The 19,896-nt window shown below is 69.2% G+C and carries 20 protein-coding genes; 15 read left to right on the forward strand and 5 right to left on the reverse strand.

Features of this window, described 5'->3' with window-relative positions; translation table 11 throughout:
- Window positions 1-4 precede the first annotated feature (4 nt).
- Window positions 5-1,027 carry a flavin reductase gene (locus B0I29_RS04420; RefSeq protein WP_181557685.1) on the reverse strand — a complete coding sequence of 341 codons (1,023 nt, stop codon included), beginning with the start codon at window positions 1,025-1,027 and terminating at the stop codon, window positions 5-7.
- 169 nt (window positions 1,028-1,196) lie between these two features.
- Here B0I29_RS04420 and B0I29_RS04425 point away from each other — a divergent pair, with 169 nt between their 5' ends.
- Window positions 1,197-2,030: an IclR family transcriptional regulator gene (locus B0I29_RS04425; protein ID WP_245972227.1), complete on the forward strand. Its 834-nt coding sequence runs from the start codon at window positions 1,197-1,199 to the stop codon at window positions 2,028-2,030.
- A gap of 56 nt (window positions 2,031-2,086) precedes the next feature.
- Here the strand turns inward: B0I29_RS04425 and B0I29_RS04430 are convergent, their stop codons facing one another.
- Window positions 2,087-2,782: a hypothetical protein gene (locus tag B0I29_RS04430; protein ID WP_111647544.1), complete on the reverse strand. Its 696-nt coding sequence runs from the start codon at window positions 2,780-2,782 to the stop codon at window positions 2,087-2,089.
- 53 nt (window positions 2,783-2,835) lie between these two features.
- Between B0I29_RS04430 and B0I29_RS04435 the strand changes: the two genes are divergently transcribed.
- The 14 genes from B0I29_RS04435 (at window position 2,836) to B0I29_RS04500 (ending at window position 15,071) form a co-directional block, all read left to right on the forward strand.
- Window positions 2,836-3,303: a MaoC family dehydratase gene (locus B0I29_RS04435; RefSeq protein ID WP_111647545.1), complete on the forward strand. Its 468-nt coding sequence runs from the start codon at window positions 2,836-2,838 to the stop codon at window positions 3,301-3,303.
- The gene (locus tag B0I29_RS04440) at window positions 3,293-4,303 is read left to right on the forward strand and encodes an LLM class flavin-dependent oxidoreductase (protein WP_111647546.1); all 1,011 of its coding nucleotides are present in this window, start codon (window positions 3,293-3,295) and stop codon (window positions 4,301-4,303) included. Before B0I29_RS04435 ends, B0I29_RS04440 begins: the two co-directional genes overlap by 11 nt.
- Entirely contained in the window at window positions 4,300-5,499 is a 1,200-nt protein-coding gene (locus B0I29_RS04445; protein WP_111647547.1) for a CaiB/BaiF CoA transferase family protein, read from the forward strand. The genes B0I29_RS04440 and B0I29_RS04445 overlap by 4 nt, the downstream gene beginning before the upstream one ends.
- Complete coding sequence (locus tag B0I29_RS04450) at window positions 5,496-6,779, forward strand: MmgE/PrpD family protein (RefSeq protein ID WP_111647548.1); 1,284 nt, start codon at window positions 5,496-5,498, stop codon at window positions 6,777-6,779. Before B0I29_RS04445 ends, B0I29_RS04450 begins: the two co-directional genes overlap by 4 nt.
- Window positions 6,776-7,735, forward strand: coding sequence for a Rid family hydrolase (locus B0I29_RS04455; RefSeq protein ID WP_111647549.1), 960 nt, complete (start codon window positions 6,776-6,778; stop codon window positions 7,733-7,735). The genes B0I29_RS04450 and B0I29_RS04455 overlap by 4 nt, the downstream gene beginning before the upstream one ends.
- Window positions 7,732-8,190 (forward strand): FAS1-like dehydratase domain-containing protein, encoded by a 459-nt coding sequence (locus B0I29_RS04460; RefSeq protein WP_111647550.1) that lies wholly within the window; start codon window positions 7,732-7,734, stop codon window positions 8,188-8,190. Before B0I29_RS04455 ends, B0I29_RS04460 begins: the two co-directional genes overlap by 4 nt.
- Window positions 8,177-8,578: a MaoC family dehydratase gene (locus B0I29_RS04465; RefSeq protein WP_111647551.1), complete on the forward strand. Its 402-nt coding sequence runs from the start codon at window positions 8,177-8,179 to the stop codon at window positions 8,576-8,578. Before B0I29_RS04460 ends, B0I29_RS04465 begins: the two co-directional genes overlap by 14 nt.
- Entirely contained in the window at window positions 8,575-9,687 is a 1,113-nt protein-coding gene (locus B0I29_RS04470) for a thiolase C-terminal domain-containing protein (protein ID WP_111647552.1), read from the forward strand. The genes B0I29_RS04465 and B0I29_RS04470 overlap by 4 nt, the downstream gene beginning before the upstream one ends.
- Complete coding sequence (locus B0I29_RS04475) at window positions 9,684-9,980, forward strand: Zn-ribbon domain-containing OB-fold protein (protein ID WP_111647553.1); 297 nt, start codon at window positions 9,684-9,686, stop codon at window positions 9,978-9,980. Before B0I29_RS04470 ends, B0I29_RS04475 begins: the two co-directional genes overlap by 4 nt.
- 3 nt (window positions 9,981-9,983) lie before the next feature.
- Window positions 9,984-11,147 (forward strand): acyl-CoA dehydrogenase family protein, encoded by a 1,164-nt coding sequence (locus B0I29_RS04480; RefSeq protein WP_111647554.1) that lies wholly within the window; start codon window positions 9,984-9,986, stop codon window positions 11,145-11,147.
- Window positions 11,144-11,968, forward strand: coding sequence for an HpcH/HpaI aldolase/citrate lyase family protein (locus B0I29_RS04485; RefSeq protein WP_111647555.1), 825 nt, complete (start codon window positions 11,144-11,146; stop codon window positions 11,966-11,968). The genes B0I29_RS04480 and B0I29_RS04485 overlap by 4 nt, the downstream gene beginning before the upstream one ends.
- A gap of 65 nt (window positions 11,969-12,033) precedes the next feature.
- Window positions 12,034-12,234 (forward strand): TMEM175 family protein, encoded by a 201-nt coding sequence (locus B0I29_RS47770; RefSeq protein WP_111647556.1) that lies wholly within the window; start codon window positions 12,034-12,036, stop codon window positions 12,232-12,234.
- Window positions 12,144-12,491, forward strand: a complete 348-nt coding sequence (locus tag B0I29_RS04495; RefSeq protein WP_181557722.1) for a TMEM175 family protein — start codon at window positions 12,144-12,146, stop codon at window positions 12,489-12,491. Before B0I29_RS47770 ends, B0I29_RS04495 begins: the two co-directional genes overlap by 91 nt.
- A 60-nt stretch (window positions 12,492-12,551) precedes the next feature.
- Window positions 12,552-15,071: a M14 family zinc carboxypeptidase gene (locus B0I29_RS04500; protein WP_111647558.1), complete on the forward strand. Its 2,520-nt coding sequence runs from the start codon at window positions 12,552-12,554 to the stop codon at window positions 15,069-15,071.
- 67 nt (window positions 15,072-15,138) lie between these two features.
- Here B0I29_RS04500 and B0I29_RS04505 read toward each other — a convergent pair whose 3' ends face one another.
- The 3 genes from B0I29_RS04505 to B0I29_RS04515 form a co-directional block, all read right to left on the reverse strand.
- A complete protein-coding gene (locus tag B0I29_RS04505; protein ID WP_111647559.1) occupies window positions 15,139-15,546 on the reverse strand; it encodes an RDD family protein in 408 nt (135 codons plus the stop codon).
- A 619-nt stretch (window positions 15,547-16,165) separates the two neighbouring features.
- Window positions 16,166-18,085, reverse strand: coding sequence for an ABC transporter ATP-binding protein (locus tag B0I29_RS04510; protein ID WP_221402444.1), 1,920 nt, complete (start codon window positions 18,083-18,085; stop codon window positions 16,166-16,168).
- Window positions 18,086-18,087: 2 nt separating this feature from the next.
- On the reverse strand, window positions 18,088-19,857 hold the full coding sequence (locus tag B0I29_RS04515; RefSeq protein ID WP_245972229.1) for an ABC transporter ATP-binding protein: 1,770 nt from the start codon (window positions 19,855-19,857) through the stop codon (window positions 18,088-18,090).
- Window positions 19,858-19,896: the final 39 nt, after the last annotated feature.

Consider the following 19,896-nt stretch of genomic DNA (forward strand, 5'->3'; position numbering starts at 1 on the left):
GGTGTTACTCCCTGAGATGGGCGAGGTCGGGGCCTGCGGCGTCGGCCGCATCGTTGGGCCCAGCCACCTCGAGCTGGCGGGACAGGTGGAGCAGGTCGCCGAGCGGCAGGCCGGCGATGCCTGCGCCGGGGGCGACCACGTCGAAGTGCGAGACCCCGTTCTTCATCGCGACCAGCGCGTTGACCAGAGCGAGGCGGTTGTGGCCGGCGAGCCGTACGCGCAGCACGGCCGGCCGGACCCGGACGATCGCGTCCTGGAGGATCCGGGTGACCTGCAGAGGCGACGCCGGAGTGACGTCGGACTCGATGCAGCCGATCTCGTCGCACCCGAGGGCCCCGAGCGCGGCGATGGTGGCGAGCACCTCGTCCTCGCGGTCCGGGTCGAACGCGTCGGTCACGTAACCGACCACGCTGTTGCCGGCCTGCTTCGCCGCGGCGACCCGGTCCGGCGAGGGCAGCCCGTGCGGGCCGTCCGTGAGGAACTCGAATCGCAGGCCGTCGTTCGGGGACGCGGTGTCGCGTACCTGGACGGTGGCCGGGAGGGGCTGGGCCACCTGGCCCCAGTTGCGAGAGTGGAACAGCAGCGGCGAGATGACCCGCGGCAGCGCCGCCTCGGTCACCGCGCCGACGAAGATGGTGTGGTCGCCACCCGGGTACGCGTGCGCGACCGTGCAGTCGAGCCAGGCGACCGCGTCACTGAGGACCGGGCACCCGTTCGGCGTCATGATCCAGTCCAGCCCGGCGAACCGATCGGTGATCTCGCGGTCCTGCCCGGCGAAGCGGCGCCCGATGTGCGCCTGGTCCTTGCCGAGGAAACTGATCGCGAATTTGCCCGCCTCGCCCAGCAGTGTCCGGCTGGGCAGATGGTTGCCAAGGCAGACCGACACCAATGGGGGATCGAGACTCACCGAGGAGAATGAACTGGCGGTCATCCCGTGCAGGCCGTTCGGGCCGGTTGTGGTCACCACGCACACCCCGCTCGGCCACTGTCCGAGTACGGACCGGAACGTCGTGCTGTCGACCGGCACTTCGTGGTCTCCCTCGTTAGTGCGTTTCGCCTTGGGAAACGGTGTTACACCGAACGTAACGACGGTCGGGTGTGCTGTCAACATCGGATCGGTACGCCGTTTCGCGGTGCGAAATGGCAGGCTAGGCTTCGCCAAAGTTTGTTCCGTTCCTGTTCCGGGGGAGTTTCCAGTGCCCAGCCGAACCGTGCCGCCGGCCTCGCAGGCCACGCCGGGCGCGGCCGAGGACGAGAGCCAGTCACGTTCCATCGCCGCCGTCGAGCGCGCCATGGACGTTCTGCTCTACTTCGGCCGTACCGACCAACCGGATCTCGGAGTGACCGAGATCGCCACCGCGCTCGGTCTCACCAAGGCCGCTGTGCACCGCATCCTGACCGCCCTGCGCAGCCGCGAGCTGATCACCGTGGACCCGGCCACCCGCCGGTACGCCCTCGGCCACGCCGCCGTCGCCCTCGGCCGTGCCTACCTGGCCCGCACGGACGTGCGCGCGATGGCAGCGCCGGAGCTCAAGCACCTCTCCGAGCGCACCCAGGAGACGGCGACCCTGTCGCTGCGGCGCGGCGACACCCGGCTCTACGTCGACCAGGTGGTGCCGGACCAGGAGCTGCGGCTTGAGGTGAGCCTCGGCATCCCGTTCCCGCTCAACGCGGGCGCCTCGTCCAAGGCGTTCCTGGCGTTCCTGCCCGACTTCGAGGTCGAGGCGTACCTCACCCGGCACCCCCTCGCGGCGGTGACCGACAAGACCATCACCGAGCCGGCGAAACTGCGCAAGGACCTGGCGACGGTACGCAAGCGGGGGTACTCGACCTCGCTCGGCGAACGCCAGGCCGGCGCCGCGTCGATCGCGGCACCGATCTTCGACCACGACGCCCGGGTGGTCGCCGTGATCAGCCTGGCCGGGCCGGCGCTGCGCTTCAAGCCGGACGCCGACACGTCGGCGGTCTCCGACCTCAAGGAAGCGGCCGCCCGCATCTCCGCCCAGCTCGGTTACCAGCCCCGCCCCTGACCGCGTGTCGATTTCGGGTGCGATCGGCGCCCGAAATCGACACACACGCGGGGTGGCTAGAGGTTGGCCAGCGGTTTGGCGACGCCGAGCAGGCCGGCCAGCAGCACTGAACCCCAGATCGTCCAGACGTACGGGAGGCACCCGTTCACGCTGCGCTTGAGAGCCGTCTCGGTCGCCGCGTCGGCGGTGCCGGCCATCACCGCGCCGAACGCCGGTCCGAACGCCTTCAGGGTCTGCCGGATCCCGAGACCGGCCGCGATGGCGATCGCGTAGAGCAGCACCTTGCCGCCCAGCCACTTCGGGTTGGTGGTCACCCCGAACGGCTCGCTCACCATGAGCGTGAAGAGGCCCGCGCCGAACATGCCGGCGATCACCGCGAGCCGGATCGCGTAGTCCACCCGGCGTACCACGGGGTGTTTTCCAGGCTCGTGATGGTCGGTCCACATCAGCCAGATCCAGACGAACGCGAAGATCCACAGCGGGACCAGCAGCCACCAGGGCAGCAGCTTGATCCCCCAGAGTGAGCCGCCGTGCTCGTCCAGCGAGATCAGCGTGAGGCCGCTGGGCAGGAACAGGATCAGGCAGATCTTCGGCCCGAGGTCCAGACCAAGCATGATCTTCAGCGCGGTGAGCCGGGCGGCGGGAGTCAGGTCGGGGTTGATCACGAATCTGCTGGAGTAGAAGACGCCGAGGTCCCCGCCGAGCCAGAAGACCATGAGCACGATGTGCAGGTAGAGGAACGCTTCGAGCATGGCGTAGATGGAAACACCTTTCCACTGTGCGAAACAAGTGCTAGCTTCGCCCCATGCTCGGCCGCTATTACGAAGACTTCACCGTCGGTGACACCTACCACCACCCGCTCGGTCGCACCATCTCCGAGGCGGACAACACGTGGTTCACGCTCCTGACGCTGAACACCAATCAGAGCCACTTCAACGCTGACTACGCGGCCGGTACGCCGTACAAGAAACTGCTGGTGAACTCGACCCTCACGGTCGCGATCGTCACCGGGATCTCGGTGCCGGACGTGAGTCAGCATGCCTTCGCGAACCTGGGCTGGGAAGAGATCAAGATGCCCAACCCGGTCTTCGTCGGCGACACCATCTACGCCAGGTCCACGGTTCTCGACCTGCGTGAGTCGAAGTCGCGGCCGTACGCCGGGATCGTGAAGGTCTTCACGACCGGCTTCAACCAGGACGGCGTCGACGTCATCACCTGGACCCGGACCATGCTCACCTACAAACGCGGCCACGGACCTTCCAGTGCGCCTTGACCTGCAGCCCTGGGGCGAGACGATGGCCGAGCTGGTCATCGCCGCCCGGGCTGCCGAGGCGGCGGGCGCCGGCGTGGTCTGGGCGCCCGAGCTGCACCGCAGCGCGTTCACCACGGCCGCGGCCCTGGCCACCGGCACCAGCAAGGTCGCCGGCGGTGAGGCCCGGATCGGTGTCGGCACCGGGATCGCCCTGGCGTTCGCCCGGTCCGCGATGCTGACCGCGATCGCCGCCGCCGACCTGGACGAGCTCTCCGAGGGCCGGTTCCGGCTCGGCCTCGGCACCGGGGTGGCCCGGCTCAACCAGGACTGGCACGGCGTCGAGTTCGAGCGGCCGCTGCCCCGGCTGCGCGACACCGTGGCGATCATCCGCAAGGTGCTGGCCGGCGGGGATCCGATCAACCACAAGGGTGTCCGGTCGATCCGGGTGCGGGGCTGGCGCCGGCCGTACGCCCCGGTCCGCGAGCACATCCCGATCTATCTGGCCGGGGTCGGCCCGGCGATGGTCGCGCTGGCCGGCGAGGTGGCCGACGGGTGGATCGCCCACGAGCTCTGCCCGCCCGCGGACCTGCGGGACCGGATCCTGCCGATCCTCGGCAAGGCCGGGAGACCTGACTTCGACGTCGTCGCGGCCGCCTGCTGCTCGGTCGACGACGACCCCGCGACCGCCCGGCGGCGGGCCGCCAACGTGGTCGGGTTCTACGCCTCGGTGCGCTCCTACGCGGAGACCTTCGGCGCGGCCGGCTTCGGCGAGGTCTGCGAGAACGCCAGCAACGCCCTGCGCAACGGCCGTCCGGCTGACGACCTCGGACACCTCGTCCCGGACGAGATGGTCGACGCGTACACGATCGCCGGGACACCGGCACAGTGCGCCGCGAAGATCGCCGCCTATGACGGCCTCGCGGACGCGATCAAGCTTTCCCCGCCCTCCTACGGCCTGCCCGCCGAGGAGGTCCGGGAGTCACAGGACCGTCTGCTCGAACTGGTGGGGAGCCTGCGATGAGACCACTCGAGGACATCCGGATCATCGCGGTCGAGCAGTACGGCGCCGGACCGTTCGGCTCGGTGCACCTCGCCGACCTCGGCGCCGACGTCATCAAGATCGAGGAGCCGGCCACCGGCGGCGACGTCGGCCGGTACGTCCCGCCGTACGCGCAGGACGAGGACTCGCTCTTCTTCGAGACGTTCAACCGGGGCAAGCGGTCGGTGTCGCTCGACCTGGCCACCGCGGCCGGCCGGGAGGTCTTCGAGGACCTGGTCCGGCACGCCGACGCGGTCTACTCGAACCTGCGCGGTGACGTCCCCGCGAAGATCGGCATCACCTATGACCAGCTCAAACACATCAACCCGAGCATCGTCTGCTGCTCGCTGACCGGGTTCGGGATGACCGGGCCACGAGCGAAACAGCCCGGGTACGACTACATCCTCCAGGGCCTGGCCGGCTGGATGGACCTGACCGGTGAGCCCGGCGGACCGCCCGCGAAATCCGGGCTGTCCATCGTCGACTACTCCGGCGGTTTCGTCGCCGCGATCTCCCTGCTCGCCGGCGTGCACGCGGCCCGCCGCGACGGCCGGGGCATGGACTGCGACCTGAGCCTCTTCGACACCGCGATCGGGATGCTGACGTATCCGGCCGCGTGGCACCTCAACGCCGGCTTCACGCCCGAGCGCACCCGCTATTCCGCGCACCCGTCGCTCGTGCCGTTCCAGCTCTTCCCGTCGGCTGACGGCTGGGTGGTGGTCGGCTGCGCCAAGGAGAAGTTCTGGCAGCGCCTCGTCACCGTCCTCGATGTCGGCATCTTGCGGGAGCCCCGGTTCGCCACCTTCGCCGACCGCCGCGAGCACGCCGCCGAGCTGTTGCCGCTGCTGGAGGGCATCTTCGCGACCCGGGACACCGCCGACTGGCTCGCCGTTCTGGAACCCGCCGGCATCCCGTGCGGCCCGGTCAACGACGTCGCGGCCGCTCTGCGTGATCCGCACACCCTCGCGCGCGGTCTCGTCGTCGAGACCGAGCACCCGCGGTACGGCACTGTCAAACAGGTCGCTTCGCCGGTCCGGGTGGGCGATCAGCCGCCGGCTTATCGCCGGGCACCCCGGCGAGGAGAAGACCTTGGGTACGTGTCCGAGCTCCTCGATTACTCGCCGGAACAGCTGGAGAAACTCCGTGCGGCCGGCGCCTTCGGCAAGGTGGCCGAGTGAACGACCGTCCCGCCGCGGTCGTGCTGGCGGAATGGGCGGCGGGCCTCACCTATGAGGACCTGCCCGCCGACGTCGTCGCCGCCGCCCGGGACCACCTGATCGATGCCGCCGGCTGTGCTGTCGCCGGCATCCGCAGAGCCGCCGCCGATCCCGCGCTCACCGTCGCGCGCGGGCTCGGCGGCCCACCCGAGGCACGGCTGTTCACCGGCGAGCGGGTCGGCGCCGTGGCGGCCGCTTTCGGTAACGCGGTGGCCGTGCACGCCCTCGACTTCGATGACACGCACGCTGGTGGACTCGTTCATGCCAGCGCTGTGTGCGTACCCACGGCTCTGGCCCTGGGGGAACAGACCGGGGCTCGCGGCAGCGAGATGGTGACCGCGCTGGTCGCGGGGTTGGAAGTGATGTGCCGGTTGGGCGGCGCGGCGCCGCACGCGTTCCACGCACGCGGCCTGCATGCGACCTCGATGTGCGGGCCGGTCGCGGCCGCTGTCACCGCCGGAAAACTGCTCGGCCTGGACGCGGCGGCACTGACCGACGCGATCGGGATCGCGGCCAGTGGCGCGAGCGGGCTGCTCGAATTCCTGCACAGCCCGGCCAGCACCAAACAGCTGCATCCCGGAACCGCCGCGGCGAACGGCATCATCGCGGCGCGGCTCGCCGCGGCCGGAGCGAGCGGTCCGGATTCGTCGCTCGATGGTTCCTACGGACTCTTTCGCGCGCTTGCCGGGCGCGAACCGGACGTGGGCGCGCTGCTCGGCGAGTTGGGTGAGCGATGGGAAACCACCCGGATCGGGATCAAACCGTATCCGGCCTGCCAGCTCACTCATGCCTCGATCGACGCGGCCGGGGAATTCGCCGGCAGCGCGCCCGCCTCACTCACCGTGACCCTGCACCCGGATGCCATGCCGATCGTGGCCGGGCCGGAGAAGCGGCGGCCACGCAGTGCCTATGAGGCGAAGTTCAGCGTGTACTGGTGTGTCGCCGCGATGGTGGTGGACGGGTGGGTCGACCTGGACACGTTCACCGACCTGGACCGGCCGGACGTGCTGGACCTGGCGTCCCGGATCACCGTGGTCCTCTCCCCGGACCGCTCGGTCGTGGCGGCCGACGCTCCGGGAATCGTCGCCGGTGATGACGGGCGGGTGTCCCGGGTGGAGCGCTCGACCGGCGGGGGAGCGCGTACCAAAGCCGCCGCGAATCTCGGACCCGGCGCCGGCGCGGTCTTCGCGGCCGATGACCCGGCCGCTCTGCTGGACGCTATCGAAGGGTGCCTCACGTGACCGTGTATCTACCGGCGGTGCCGGGCTATTCGTTGCTGGCCGACACCGGCGTCGCCGCGACCGACGTGGTGCACGTGACCGAATATGTCGCCTCCGCCGACCTCTCGCTTGATGCGGAGCGCGCGGCGTTTCTCGGTGATCACGTCGTGCCGATCTCCCGGGTCCCGGTCGAGGCGATCTACGGCTCGGACGCGTCCTATGCCGTCGCCGTCACCGCTCATCCGGGAGGTGGGACGCTGCTCACCGACGGCGACGACGTGCTGCGGGTCGCCGATGGCGTCGTGTATCTGCCCAGCGTGCACACGGTCTCCGGGGACTTCCGGGATCAGTACCGCTGGTGCCTCACCCGCATCGCGGAACTGCTGGCCGTCGCCGGTCTGGACATGACCTCGCTGGTCCGGACCGTTGACTACACGGCCACCGCGACCCGCGCCGAATACCCGCGGTGCGGCCGGCCCCGCAAGGAGCTGCTGCCCGGTCCGGTGCACCCGGGCGCCGCCGGGATCCTGGTCGACGTGCCGGTCGCGCGAGGTGCGCAGGTGTCGCTCGACGCGATCGCCGCCTCCGGCCCGCTGACCGTTCTCAATCCCGGTTGGGCGCGGTACGACACGCTCACCTACAAACCCGCTGTCCGGGCCGGTGACACGATCTATCTGGCCGGGTTCGGCGCGCTCGACCCGGTCAGCCAGCTGGCGCTGCACGACGGGGACCTGGTCGCGCAGACCGAGTTCATCTACGCGAGCATCGAGACCGTGCTGGCTTCGGGGGGCGCAACCGGTTCTGATGTGACCGCGCTCGTCGAGTATCTGACGCCGGCGGCGGTTGCTGCTTACCCTTCGACGCGCGCGTTGCGGGAGAAGCACTTCCCGAACGCTGCCGTGACGTCGGTGGTCTGCTCGGCGCTGCTGCGACCGGAGTTCCTGCTGGAGACCGTGCCGACGGCGGTGGTGTCGTGACGCTGCTGTCTCCTTCGCTTCTCGACCGGATCGGTGAAGAGGTCGTCTACACCGCGCCGGAGCCGCTCGGGCGGGCCGCGATCCGGTACTTCGCGCTGGCCACCGGTGACACCGATCCGGCGCACCTGGCCGGCGACATCGCCCCGCCGACGCTGATCTGCGAGACGAATCAATACGCGAACCTGCCCCGGGACACCGACGGTTATGCCGGGCACGGATGGCATCTGGACGTGCCGGGCACCCGCCTCGTGCGGGGCGGCAACGCGTATCGCTTCGAGCGGCCGGTGCTGCCGTCGACGGTGGTGACCGCGCGCTGGAAGCTCGCCGACATCACCGAGCGGGTCACCGGGAGCGGCAAGCGGATGCTCGTGGTCACGTCGGTCGCCACCTACACCGACCAGCACGGGCTGGTGCTCGTCGTGAACGAGGAGTCGCTGATCTATGTCGAGCGATGAGCTGGTGTTCGTCCGGACGATCGAACTGCCGGACATGATCGCCTATGCGGGTGCTACCTGGGACTGGCACAAGCTGCACTACGACAGCGCCTATCTGGCGTCGCGTGGCCTTGATCGGCCGGTGGTGGACGGGCAGGTCTTCGGGGCTTATCTCGCGATCGCGCTGCGGGAGTGGTTCGGCGCGGAGGCGGTGATCTCGGCGCTGTCGTTCCGGTTCAAGAACCTGGTGTTCGCCGGGGAGACGATCCGGTGCGTGGGGGTTCCCTCTGAGTCCGCTGCGGCATCCGCCACCGCCTCTCGCAAGATCGAGATTGACCTGCGGGTCGAGGTCGTCGAGGACGGGCGGATCGCTGTCGCTCCGGCGTCGGCGACCCTGACCGTGCCATGAGCGTTGCCATAGCCGGCGCCGCCGAATGTGATCTCGGCAAGACCGGCAAGTCCATCCTGGAGCTGCAGACACAGGCCGTCACCCGGGCGCTCGCCGACGCCGGGCTCACCCTCGCCGACGTGGACGGGATCGCCACCAACGGGATCTCCCGCTTTTCGGCCACCCAGCTCGCGGACTATCTGGGGCTCCAGCCGTCCTGGAGCGACTCCAGCTTCGCGGGCGGCGCGGTCTTCGAGATGTACGTGGCGCGGGCCGCTCAAGCGATCAGTTCCGGACAGTGTTCGACCGTTGTTATCTCGTACGCCAGCAATCAGCGCTCCGCACGCAGCCGCAAGCTGACCGGGGTTTACGAAGAAGGCACGCCGGAGGCGGCCTTCGAGGAGCCGTACCGCCCGCTGTATCCGATCTCGTATTACGCGATGGTCGCGCAGCGTTACCTGCACACCTACGGTCTTTCCCGGGCCGATCTGGCCGGTGTCGCGGTCGCGGCGCGGGACCGTGCGCAGCTCAACCCAGCTGCGTGGACCTACGGCAAGGGGCCGCTGACCGTCGATGAGGTTCTTGCCGCGCCGATGATCTCGTCGCCGCTCGGGGCGCTGGACTGCTGTCTCGTCACCGACGGTGGGGGAGCGGTGGTGTTGACCTCGCTGTCCCGCGCCCGTGACCTTCCCAAGCCTCCGGTCACGGTGATGGGGTACGGGGAGGCCCTGACTCACACCGGGATGGCGACCGCACCCGACCTGCTCCGGACCGGCGCGATCGAATCCGGTCAGCGGGCGTTCGCTCGGGCCGGTCTCGCACCGGCTGACGTGGACGTGGTGCAGCTCTACGACTCCTTCACCATCTCGGTGCCGCTCGGGCTGGAGGCGCTCGGGTTCGCCGCGCCCGGCGAGGGGCTGTCGGTGACGCTGCCGCACAACACCGGTGGGGGTGGGCTCGCCTACTGCCATCCCGGGCAGCTCGGGGTGTTGCTGCTGGTCGAAGCGGTGCGGCAGCTGCGGGGGGAGTGCGGGGCGCGGCAGGTGCCTGATGCTTCGGTGGCGCTGGCCCATGGCACCGGCGGGATCTTCTCCAGCCACGCGACGGTCATCCTGGGGGTGGACCGGTGATCTTGCAGTTCTGCCGTTCCTGTCAGAAATATCAGTACTATCCGCGACCTATCTGTGTCGCCTGCGGCGGCGACGATCTCTGGCCCGTCGAAGCGGCCGGCACCGGCGTCGTGGACAGCTTCACCGTGGTGCACCGCGCGGAGACGCCGTACACCGTCGCCCGGGTCAGCCTCACCGAGGGCCCGATTGTGCTCACCCATCTGGTCGACATCCCCGATCCCGTCTGCGATCAGCCCGTCCGACTCGACTGGCGCGACGGCCTACCGGTCTTCCGTCCCTCTCTCCCGGAGTAACGCATGGACTTTGAGCTTTCCGACGAGCAGCGGATGTACCGCGACGTGCTCCGCGACTTCGTCGACCGGGAGATCCGCCCGGTCGCGCAGGAGTGGGAGGACTCCGGCCGATACCCCACCGAGATCGTCGAGAAGATGCGGGTGCTCGGACTGTTCGGCCTCACCGTGCCCGAGGAGTACGGCGGCCTCGGCGCCGACATGGTCAGCTTCGCCCTGACGTTCGAGGAGATCGCCAAGGGCTGGATGGGCATCGCCGGCATCCTCGGCAGTCACTCCCTGTCCTGCTGGCTCCTCGCCCGGCACGGCACCGAGGAGCAGAAGGCCCGTTACCTCCCCGACCTGGCGAGCGGGAAGCGCCGGACCGGCATCGCCCTGACCGAGCCGGACGCCGGAACCGACCTGCAGGGCATCAGCACGACCGCGGTCCGCGACGGGGACTTCTATGTCCTCAACGGCCGCAAGACGTGGATCACGAACGCCCGTTATGCGGACCCGCTGCCGGTGCTGTGCAAGACGGATATCTCCGCTGTCCCGGCGCACAAGGGTATGTCGGTCATCCTCGTCGAGGCCGGCACGCCCGGCTTCACCGTCGAGCGTGACCTGCCGAAACTCGGCTACAAGGGCACCGAGTCCTGCGAGGTCCTGTTCGAGAACGTCCGGGTACCCGCCACCCAGCTCCTCGGCGGCGTGGAGGGCCGGGGCATGCAGCAGGTGCTCTCCGGCCTGGAGACCGGGCGGATCAACGTCGCGGCCCGCGCCCTCGGCATCGCGCAGGCCGCCTACGACGAGGCACTGCGGTACGCGGGCGAACGGCGCGCGTTCGGCCAGATGATCGGTGAGTTCCAGGCCATCCAACTCAAGATCGCCGAGATGGCGGCGCAGGTGCAGGCGGCCCGGCTGCTCGTCTACTGGGCGGCGTCCCGCTCCGACGGCGGACACCGCGTCGACATGGAAGCCGGTATGGCCAAGGCGTTCGCCTCGGAGGCCGCCGTGTTCTGCGCGCTGAACTCGATGCAGGTGCACGGCGGTTACGGATATTCGAAGGAGTTCATCGTGGAACGCCTGTACCGCGACGCCCCGCTCATGATGATCGGCGAGGGCACCAACGACATCCAGCGTGTGGTCATCGCCCGGGCGCTGCTGGCCGGGAAGGCGTCCATCGGATGAGATCCTATTTGTACGTCCCCGGCAACCGCCCATCGATGCTGGCCTCGGCGCTGACCCGGGGCGCCGACGCCATCATCGTCGACCTGGAGGACGCGGTCCCGCCCGCTTTCAAGGACGAGACTCGCGCCGCTGTCGCCGCCTGGTTGTCCGCGCAATCCCCGGGCGCCCCGATCTTCGTCCGCGTCAACGTAGGCGCGGCCGGCCTTGCCGACGCCCGCGCGGTGGTGACGGCGTCCTCTTCCGCGCTGCGCGGCCTGGTGGTGGCGAAAGCCTCGCTGGACCAGCTCGCCGCACTCACCACGATCCTGGACGAGCTCGACCCGGCGGGTGCTGTCACACTCGTACCCCTGCTGGAGACGCCGCAGGCGCTCCTGGCCGCCGCTGCCATCGCGAGCGCGCCGCGCGTCAGCAGGCTGCAGATCGGCGAAGCCGACCTGGCAGCCGAGCTGGGGGTCACCCTGGGTGAGGACGAGCGAGAGCTTCTTTTTGTACGCTCCGCCGTGGTCCTGGCCGCCGCAGCAGCCGGCATCGACCCCCCGGCCGCGGCGGTGACCACCGATTTCCGCGACCTGGAGTCGTTGCGGCGGACAACGCTGGCCTTGAAACGCCTGGGCTTCCGGGGCCGTGCCTGCATCCACCCGGCCCAGATCCCGGTGGTCCACGAGGTCTTCACCCCGTCACCGCAGGAATTGGCCGAGGCCCGCGACGTGATCGAACGTTTCGAGGCGGCAGGCGGCGGCGTGTGCCTGGACGCCCGAGGCCGCATGGTCGACCTGGCCGTCGTGCGAGACGCCCGCCGAACCCTGGCCACCGTCCCCTGATCAGGCTTTCCGCGTGCGCTGACCGGTGCTGCGAGTGGGGATGATCGTGGCGTAGGTTGGCGGCCATGGCGCAGGGCGGCCGGTATGAGCCGGAACGAATCAAGATGCTGGCTGACGCGGTCTTCGCGATCGCCATGACGCTGCTGGTGCTGGAGCTCAAGGTTCCCGAGGACGTGTGTTCGTCGGGATTCTGCCGTTCCCCACGGCACTTCTGGGCCGGTACGGTTCGCAGACCTGGGGCATCGTCCCGTACGCGGTCTGCATGATCGTTCTGGAGTTGCTCCTGACGCTGATGTGGTGGCGCAGCGCCCGCCGCGGCCTGCTCCTCGCCGCGGTCGAGCCGCTCGAAGTGCGCGTCACGCTGGTCCGGTACCTCGCCGCGGCCTCGGTGTTCGCCGTCTCGGTCCCGGTCGCGTTCCTGGCGCCCGGGTACGCCGCCTGGATCTGGCTGCTGCTGGCCGTCGCACCGCAACTGGCAGGCAGGACCGCGGGAACAAGTAAAAAACAGAATTCACCTGCATAGATCATTGCGCATCTGTTGTGATTCCAGGGAGGGTGCGAGGAATCCCAACGGAGGTGCTTTGTGGACTTGTCACGAACGCTGGCCGGACTCGGCACGGCGCTGCTGACCGCGGCGTTGCTCGCTGAGCCCGCTGCGGCCGCGCCCGGAGACTCCCCCTCGAGCAGGGACTTCGGAAACGGCGCGGAACGCAATGAGGTCGCCGCCCTCGACTCGTTCAGTGCTCTCAGCAGGACGCTGGGTGCGGCGAGCGTCGAGAGCCGGTGGACGCCCAAGAGCCGAGGTTACCCACGCCAGAACCAGCTCACCGTCTACCCCGAGAACCCGGACGATCGGTCGATCAAGCTGGGGCTTATTCCGTACCATGGGATTGCGCCCAAGCTGAACGCCCTGCAGGACGTTTCCGACAAGGTCTCCGCCGAAGTGATCGGGAAGTCGGCCGGAGGCCGCGACCTGTACCTGGTGACGGTGACCGCGCCGGAGTCGGCGAAGGACGCCGCCAAGCAGGACCACTGGCGGAACCTGATCGAGGACAACCCGTGGGCGGCCAAGCGCGACAAATCGCTGGCCAAGAGCTACAAGACCCCGGTCTGGATCAACGCGAACATCCACGGTAATGAGTGGGAGGGCACCGACGGCGCGCTGCGCGTCATCGAGCGCCTCGCCACCGCGACCGACGCCGCGACGGTGAGTTTCCTCAAGAAGAGCCGTGTCTACGTGACCGTGACGAACAACCCGGACGGCCGGGTCGCCGGCACCCGGGCCAACGGTGCCGGCTTCGACATCAACCGTGATCACGCCACCAACGCGCAGCCGGAGTCGCGCGCGGTCCGTGACGTGGTGATCGGGACGCAGCCGTTCGTGATGCTCGACGAGCACGGGTACACCGGGACGACGCTGATCGAACCGGCCACCCCGCCGCACGGGCAGAACTACGAGTACGACCTCTACATCAAGCACGCGCTGCCGAACGCGCTCGGCATGGAGGCGGCGATCCAGAAGCTCGGGTACGCCGAGACGACCCGCGCCGACATCCCGTTCCGGGATTATGCTCCCGGTGACTGGGACGACTGGCCGCCGATTTTCACCCCGATGTACGCGATCTACCAGGGCGCTGTCGGCCACACCGTGGAGATCCCGCTCGCCGTCAACAACGCGAACTACACCAACCTGCCGGTCGAGGAACTCCGCCGCCGCTCGGCGATCAACACGGACGTCGCGGCCGCGACGGTCGAGGCAGCCCTTTCGTACGCGGACACGAACAAGGCGTCCCTGCTCGCCGGCCAGATCGAGCAGTTCCGCCGTGGCTGGGCGGGCGAGGCGTCACCGGTGATCCCGGACGGTTTCGTCGACGGGTTCGGCCCGGAGGACCGCTATACGACGACGTTCCCGCGGGCGTACGTGATCCCCGCCGGGACTCCCGCCGCCACGCGACTGGTCAACCATCTCATCGACAATGATGTCCGGGTCACCAAGGCGCTGCACGGCTTCGCGGTGAACGGCCGTCGTTACGACGCCGGCACCTACCTCGTCGACATGCACCAGCCGAAGCGCGGGCTCGCCAACGTGCTGCTGGAGGCCGGCCGGGACATCTCCGATCTCGTACCGCAGATGTACGACATTTCCGGCTGGAGCCACGGCCTGCTCTGGGGCGCGCCGGTCGACATCAGCCGCAACGCTCTCCCTCGCGTCGCAACAAAGCCGGTGTGGGAGGCTTCCGCTGAGGGGCGGGTCGACGCCCGCAAGGGCAGCGCGCTGCAGCTCACCCTGAAAGACGGCAACGACGTCCGCGCGGTGAACGAGCTGCTCACCCAGGGGATCAAGCTGCGTCGCACGGACGCGGCCACCGTCGTGGTCCCGGCCGAGGCGCGGCCCGAGGCCACTGCGTTGGCCACATCCTTGGGGGTACGCTTCAGCGCCGCCCCGAAGGACGTGAAAGGCGACGTCTTCGACCAGCCGGTGATCGCCGGCGCGGTTTCGGCGGATGAGCTGTTCGCGCTGAAGGAGATGGGCTTCGCCGTCCAGACGGTGTCGACGGCCCTGCTCAACGCGGGCGCCTCACTGGCCGAGACAGACACCCTGCTCGTCTCGTCCGGCCTGTCGTACGCGGGCTTGAACGCCACCGGTAAGGCCACGGTCGACGCCTTCCTGGCCCGGGGCGGTGGCGTGGTCACCCGCGGCGCGACCGGGGCGAACTTCAACGCGGCGACCAAGCTGCTGCCGGCGGTGGCGACGGCCGGCCGCGGCGACGCGAACGGCGTGGTGAACGTGGTGAACTCCGGCCCGGTCGTCGGCGCCGGCTCGCTGCCGCACTCGTTCGTCTACTCGCCGCTCTGGTTCACCGGCACCGGTTTCACGGTCGAGCAGCGCTACGGCGCCGTCCCGCTGGTCGCCGGCCACTGGCAGCCGAACGCGGCCGGCACGAACGGCCCAGCCCAGGCAGCCGGCCAGGCGGCTGTCGTCTCCGGCACCACGGCGGCCGGCGGCAGCGCGGTGCTGTTCGGCACCGAGCCCCTGTTCCGAGCCCACCCGAAGGGCTTGTACGCCCAGTACGCCCGAGCCCTCTTCTGGACGGCAGGCTGACCCGAACCCCCGCCCGATCTTGTTGAGTTCCCCGGAAACGGGGCATGCGAACTCGACAAGATCGGGCTCAGGGGCCCTCGACCACCACGGAGTTGGTGATGCGGTCGTGCAGCGCGCGGTGCTGCTCGCCGAAGATGAAGAAGCAGTCGATCCAGGCGAACGCGGTCAGCGTCACGATGTTCAGCGCCAGTTTCACGCAGACCTCGCGGACCGCCATCCGGCGCCGGCCGAGCGGCTGCCCGGTCCGGCCGTCGGTGACGACGTGCCCGAGCAGCCGTTTCGCCGGCGTCTGACCGGCCGGCCAGGTGAACATCGCCCAGATCAGCCAGCCTGCGCCGAGCGTGACCACCATCAGCAGGACGTCGAGCAGCCCGGCTATGACCCGCCGCCCCGGCGTGACGAGTGACCGGGCCCGCACGAACCCATCCGTGATCGGTGGAGCCCACCCGTAGGGCATCTGGCGGGGTTCGGTCATGGTCGCGCCCTTCGTCCGTCGTGGTTGCCCACCCTCGTGCAGACCCCCGGGTACGGCAATCCATCGGACGAGTGGCTGGTCAGCCAAAAGCCGGCCGAGGAGCGGGCTCCCGCGATCGCGTCGAACTCCGCACACACAGAAGCAGGTCGAGAGCACACGGTGGGCCCGCGCGCACGTGGCCGGCCGACCGACACGGTGGGCCCGCGCATACGTGGCCGGCCGGGGAATGCGTGACGTCGAACTGTGGCCGGGCGTGTTGCGTCCCCGCAGATCTCGCCGCCGATCGGGGCGAGCCGTAGCTCAGAGAGGTCATCAGCCCCGATGACCTCTCTGAGCTATGGCTCGTGCCAGGGGCCGGCTCGTGCCAGCGGCCGGGGCCGGTCCGTTTGGCGGGGCCGAAGGCGTTATCCCACGCGCGCCCCGCCCAGTGTGTCGAGTTGAGGTGCGTATCGAACCCGGAATCGACACGCGGCAGGCGATCCGCGGGGTGTGTGTCGAGTTTGGGGGCGTAGCGAACCCGAAGTCGACACACCCGCTCTGGCCTGCGCGATCTTGGGCCGCTGTTCCTGTCGACGTGATCCAGGCCGAGCGTCAGCTGACGCTGCGCTCGCTCCTGTTGTCACTCTTGGGAGTGGGATTCCCAGGTGGCGAACATGGCGGCGTATCGGCCGGAGGCCGCGAGCAAAACGCTGTGCGGGCCGGATTCGATGATGCCGCCGCTGTCGACGACGATGATGCGGTCGGCGCGGACCGCGGTGGAGAGGCGGTGCGCGACGAGGATCGCGGTGCGGCCTTCGAGGAGGCGCTGGATGGCGGCTTCGACGCGGAGTTCGGAGCGCAGGTCCAGGCTGGAGGTGGCTTCGTCGAGGACGACGACGCGGGGTTCGGCGACGAAGACGCGGGCCAGGGCGATGAGCTGGCGTTCGCCGGAGGAGACGGACTGGCCGCGTTCGTGCAGGATCGTGTTTAGGCCGTCGGGGGAGCGGTCGACCAGGTCACGCAGGCCGACGGCGTCGACGGCGGCTTCGACCACCTCGTCGGCGACGTCCGGGCGGGCGAAGGCGATGTTGTCACGCAGCGTCCCGGCGAAGAGGAACGGTTCCTGCGGGACCACGCCGACCTGGCGGTGCAGTGATTCGAGGGTGACGTCGCGCAGGTCGTGGCCGTCGATCAGGACGGTTCCGGAGTCGGGGTCGTAAAGGCGCGATACCAGCTTGGCGAGGGTGGACTTGCCGGCGCCGGTCGGTCCGACGCAGGCGATGGTCTCGCCGGCGGTGATACGCAGGCTGACGTCGCGCAGGACCGGGCGTTCCGGGAAGTAACCGAACGTGACGCCGCGCAGTTCGATCTCCCCGGTGACCGGAGGCATCTTGTGTGCACGGGGCTTTTCCGGCACTGACGGTCTCGTACCCAGCAGGCCTCGCAGTTTGCCGAGCGCGGCGCGGGCCTGCTGATAGTTCGTGTAGAGCTGGACCAGCTGCTGGACCGGCTGGAAGAACGCGTTGAGGTAGAGCACGAACGCGGTCAGCTCGCCGATTGTGAGCGTGCCGCGCAGGACCATCCGGCCGCCGATCAGCAGCAGCGCGGCCAGGCCGAGCAGGCCGATCACCGAGGTGCCGGGGCCGTAGATCGCGTTGATCCGGCCGGTGTGGTCGTTGGCGTCGCGGTACGCGCCGACCACACCCCGATGTTCGATGACGTTGCGATCCTGCTGGTTGTGCGCGGTGATGACGCGTACGCCGTAGAGGCTCTCGGAGAGGTGCGAGAAGAGGGAGGCGATGGTGTCGCGCTGCCGGTTGTAGGTGACGTCGGCGGCGCGCCGGAACCAGAGGGAGATGAGCAGCAGAGGCGGGACCACCAGCAGCAATGTGATGAGCGCGAGCAGCCAGTTGTAGTGGATCAGCACCGCCGTCACCACGACCATCGTGAGGCCGTGGATCAGGAACTGGGCGAATCCCTCCTGGAGGAGCTGTTGCAGGGCCTCCACGTCGGAGGTCATCCGGGTCATCGTGACGCCGGCTTTCTCCTTGGTGTAGAAGTCGAGACTCAGGCGTTGCAGATGGGAGAAGATGCGGACTCGCAGGTCCCGCATGGCGTACGCGGCAAGGCGGCCGGATTGGCGGATCCTGACGCCGGAGGCGAGCGCGGTCAGTCCCACCGACGCGAGGAAAGCGGTGGCGGCGGTGATGAGGATCGCCGGGTTCTTCCCCGAAATACCGTGATCAATGCCGATCTGCACCAGGAGCGGGCCGGACTGGAGCAGGAGCGCTTCGATGACCACTGCGATAGCTGCGGTGATCAGCAGGCCGCGCCGGCCGGAGAGCAGCTTCCACAGCGTCAAAACCGACTTGTCCGGCTGCTGAGTGAAATCTACGGCCTCACGACCCACCGGCGGCTCGCTGGACTCCAGCTTGGCGATCGCCACGGCCAGCTCCGGCGGCACACCCGTGAACGGCCCACGCGCACCCGTCCCGCCCATGCCCCGGACCCCGCCCGAGCCCGGACCTCCACCCGGCCCGCCGAACCCGCCGCCGAACATGCTCACGCGACAACCGCCTGACTCGCCAGGACTTTCCGGTATTTCTCCGAGCTCGCCAGCAACTCCACGTGCGTCCCGTCCGCTGCCACCCGCCCGTCCTCGATCAGGATCACCCGATCAGCCAGCCCGATCGTCGCGAGCCGATGCGCCACCACGATCGTCGTCCGCCCCTCCATCAGAGCGCGCAGCGACTCGTGGATGTCGTGCTCGACCCGCACGTCCACAGCGCTGGTGGCGTCGTCCAGGATCAGAACCGGCGGGTTGACCAGCAGCGCCCGCGCGATCGCCACCCGCTGCCGCTGCCCGCCGGACAGGGTGTAGCCGCGTTCGCCGACCACCGCGTCGTACCCCTCGGGCAGCTCCCGGATGAACCCGTCGGCGCCCGCCGCGCGCGCCGCCGCCTCCACCTCGTCGCGGCTCGCGCCGGGCCGGCCGAACGCGATGTTCTCGTGCAGCGACACCGAGAACAGGAACGGCTCGTCCGGCACGATCCCGACCCGGTCCCGCAGCGTCGCGAGCCGATAGTCACGGACGTCCTGCCCGTCGAGCAGCACCCGCCCGTCGCTCACGTCGTAGAACCTGGCCGCGAGTCGCCCGATCGTCGATTTCCCGGCGCCGGTGGCGCCTACCAGCGCCACCGTTTCACCAGGCGAGATGCGCAGGTCCAGGCCGTCGAGCGCCAAGGTCCCATCTGGGTACGCGAACCGGACGCCGGCGAATCGGAGATCGCCCCGAGGGTGCGGTGCTTCCGTCGAGTCGTGTTCCTGAATATCGGTCGGCGTATCCAAAATGTCGTAGATCCGCTGCGCCGACGCCGCCGCCCGCTGGCCCATCATGATGATCATCCCGAGCATCCGGAACGGTGGCATCAGCATCAGCACGTACGAGTTGAACGCCACGATCGTGCCGACCGTCGCGTTCCCGTCGATCACCATGAGCCCGCCGACCAGCAGTACCAGCGCGAGCCCGACCCGCGACAGGTTGTCCATCACCGGCATCCACCGGCTGCGGATCCGCGCGTCAGTGGTGTACGCCCACCGCACCCCGTCCGCCGCCTCGGTGAGCCCGTTGATCTGCCGCTGCTCGGCCGCGAACGCCTTGACGATCCGGACACCCTGGATGTTCTCGTCGACCACGGTCGCCACCCCGGCCAGCCGGGCCTGGATCAGCCAGGAGATCGGGAAGATCGCCTTGCGCATCCGTACGCCGAGAAACCCGATCACCGGCATGGCCGCCATCGCCACCACGGCCAGCGGCGCGTTGATCGACAGCATCAGGGCGAACGCGATCACGGCGATCGTGCACTGGACCAGGATCGACGGGCCGAACGCCAGGTACATCTGCACGGCCCGGATGTCGCTGGTGGCCCGGGACATCAGCTCACCGGACTGGACCCGGTCGTAGAAGCCGTACGACATCCGCATCAGGTGGCCGAAGACGATGTTCCTGAGGTCGTACTCCAGCTCGTAGGCCGTACGCAAGAGATAGAGCCTGGCCAGGAAGTTGATGACACCCTGGGCGACCGCGAGCGCCGCGATGAGCCAGACATAGCGGGTCAGGTCCTCGGTGCGGTCGATCAGCGCCTTGTCGATGCCGACCCGGACCAGGTCGGGGATCTGCACCTGGACGATCAGGCCGATGAAGGAGAGCACCAGAGACGTGATCAGCAGCGCGCGATGCGCCCGGACCAGCGGCCAGGCCCGCCGTAACCAGCTCTTGCCCTTGTCAGGGTGGATGCCGGCCTTGGGGGCCCGGCGTGGCGGGGAGATCACGATGTTTAGCCTAGCTAACGATCTGAATTTCTCAACTGG

Origin of the sequence: Actinoplanes lutulentus (assembly GCF_003259845.1) — a bacterium.
Lineage (GTDB): Bacteria > Actinomycetota > Actinomycetes > Mycobacteriales > Micromonosporaceae > Actinoplanes > Actinoplanes lutulentus.

Coding starts and splice junctions, on each gene's coding strand:
- B0I29_RS04430 (WP_111647544.1), bottom strand. CDS start 2,782: ATGCTCGAAGCGTTCCTCTACCTGCACATCGTGCTCATGGTCTTCTGG.
- B0I29_RS04435 (WP_111647545.1), top strand. CDS start 2,836: ATGCTCGGCCGCTATTACGAAGACTTCACCGTCGGTGACACCTACCAC.
- B0I29_RS04445 (WP_111647547.1), top strand. CDS start 4,300: ATGAGACCACTCGAGGACATCCGGATCATCGCGGTCGAGCAGTACGGC.
- B0I29_RS04465 (WP_111647551.1), top strand. CDS start 8,177: ATGTCGAGCGATGAGCTGGTGTTCGTCCGGACGATCGAACTGCCGGAC.
- B0I29_RS04470 (WP_111647552.1), top strand. CDS start 8,575: ATGAGCGTTGCCATAGCCGGCGCCGCCGAATGTGATCTCGGCAAGACC.
- B0I29_RS04480 (WP_111647554.1), top strand. CDS start 9,984: ATGGACTTTGAGCTTTCCGACGAGCAGCGGATGTACCGCGACGTGCTC.
- B0I29_RS04485 (WP_111647555.1), top strand. CDS start 11,144: ATGAGATCCTATTTGTACGTCCCCGGCAACCGCCCATCGATGCTGGCC.
- B0I29_RS47770 (WP_111647556.1), top strand. CDS start 12,034: ATGGCGCAGGGCGGCCGGTATGAGCCGGAACGAATCAAGATGCTGGCT.
- B0I29_RS04505 (WP_111647559.1), bottom strand. CDS start 15,546: ATGACCGAACCCCGCCAGATGCCCTACGGGTGGGCTCCACCGATCACG.
- B0I29_RS04510 (WP_221402444.1), bottom strand. CDS start 18,085: ATGTTCGGCGGCGGGTTCGGCGGGCCGGGTGGAGGTCCGGGCTCGGGC.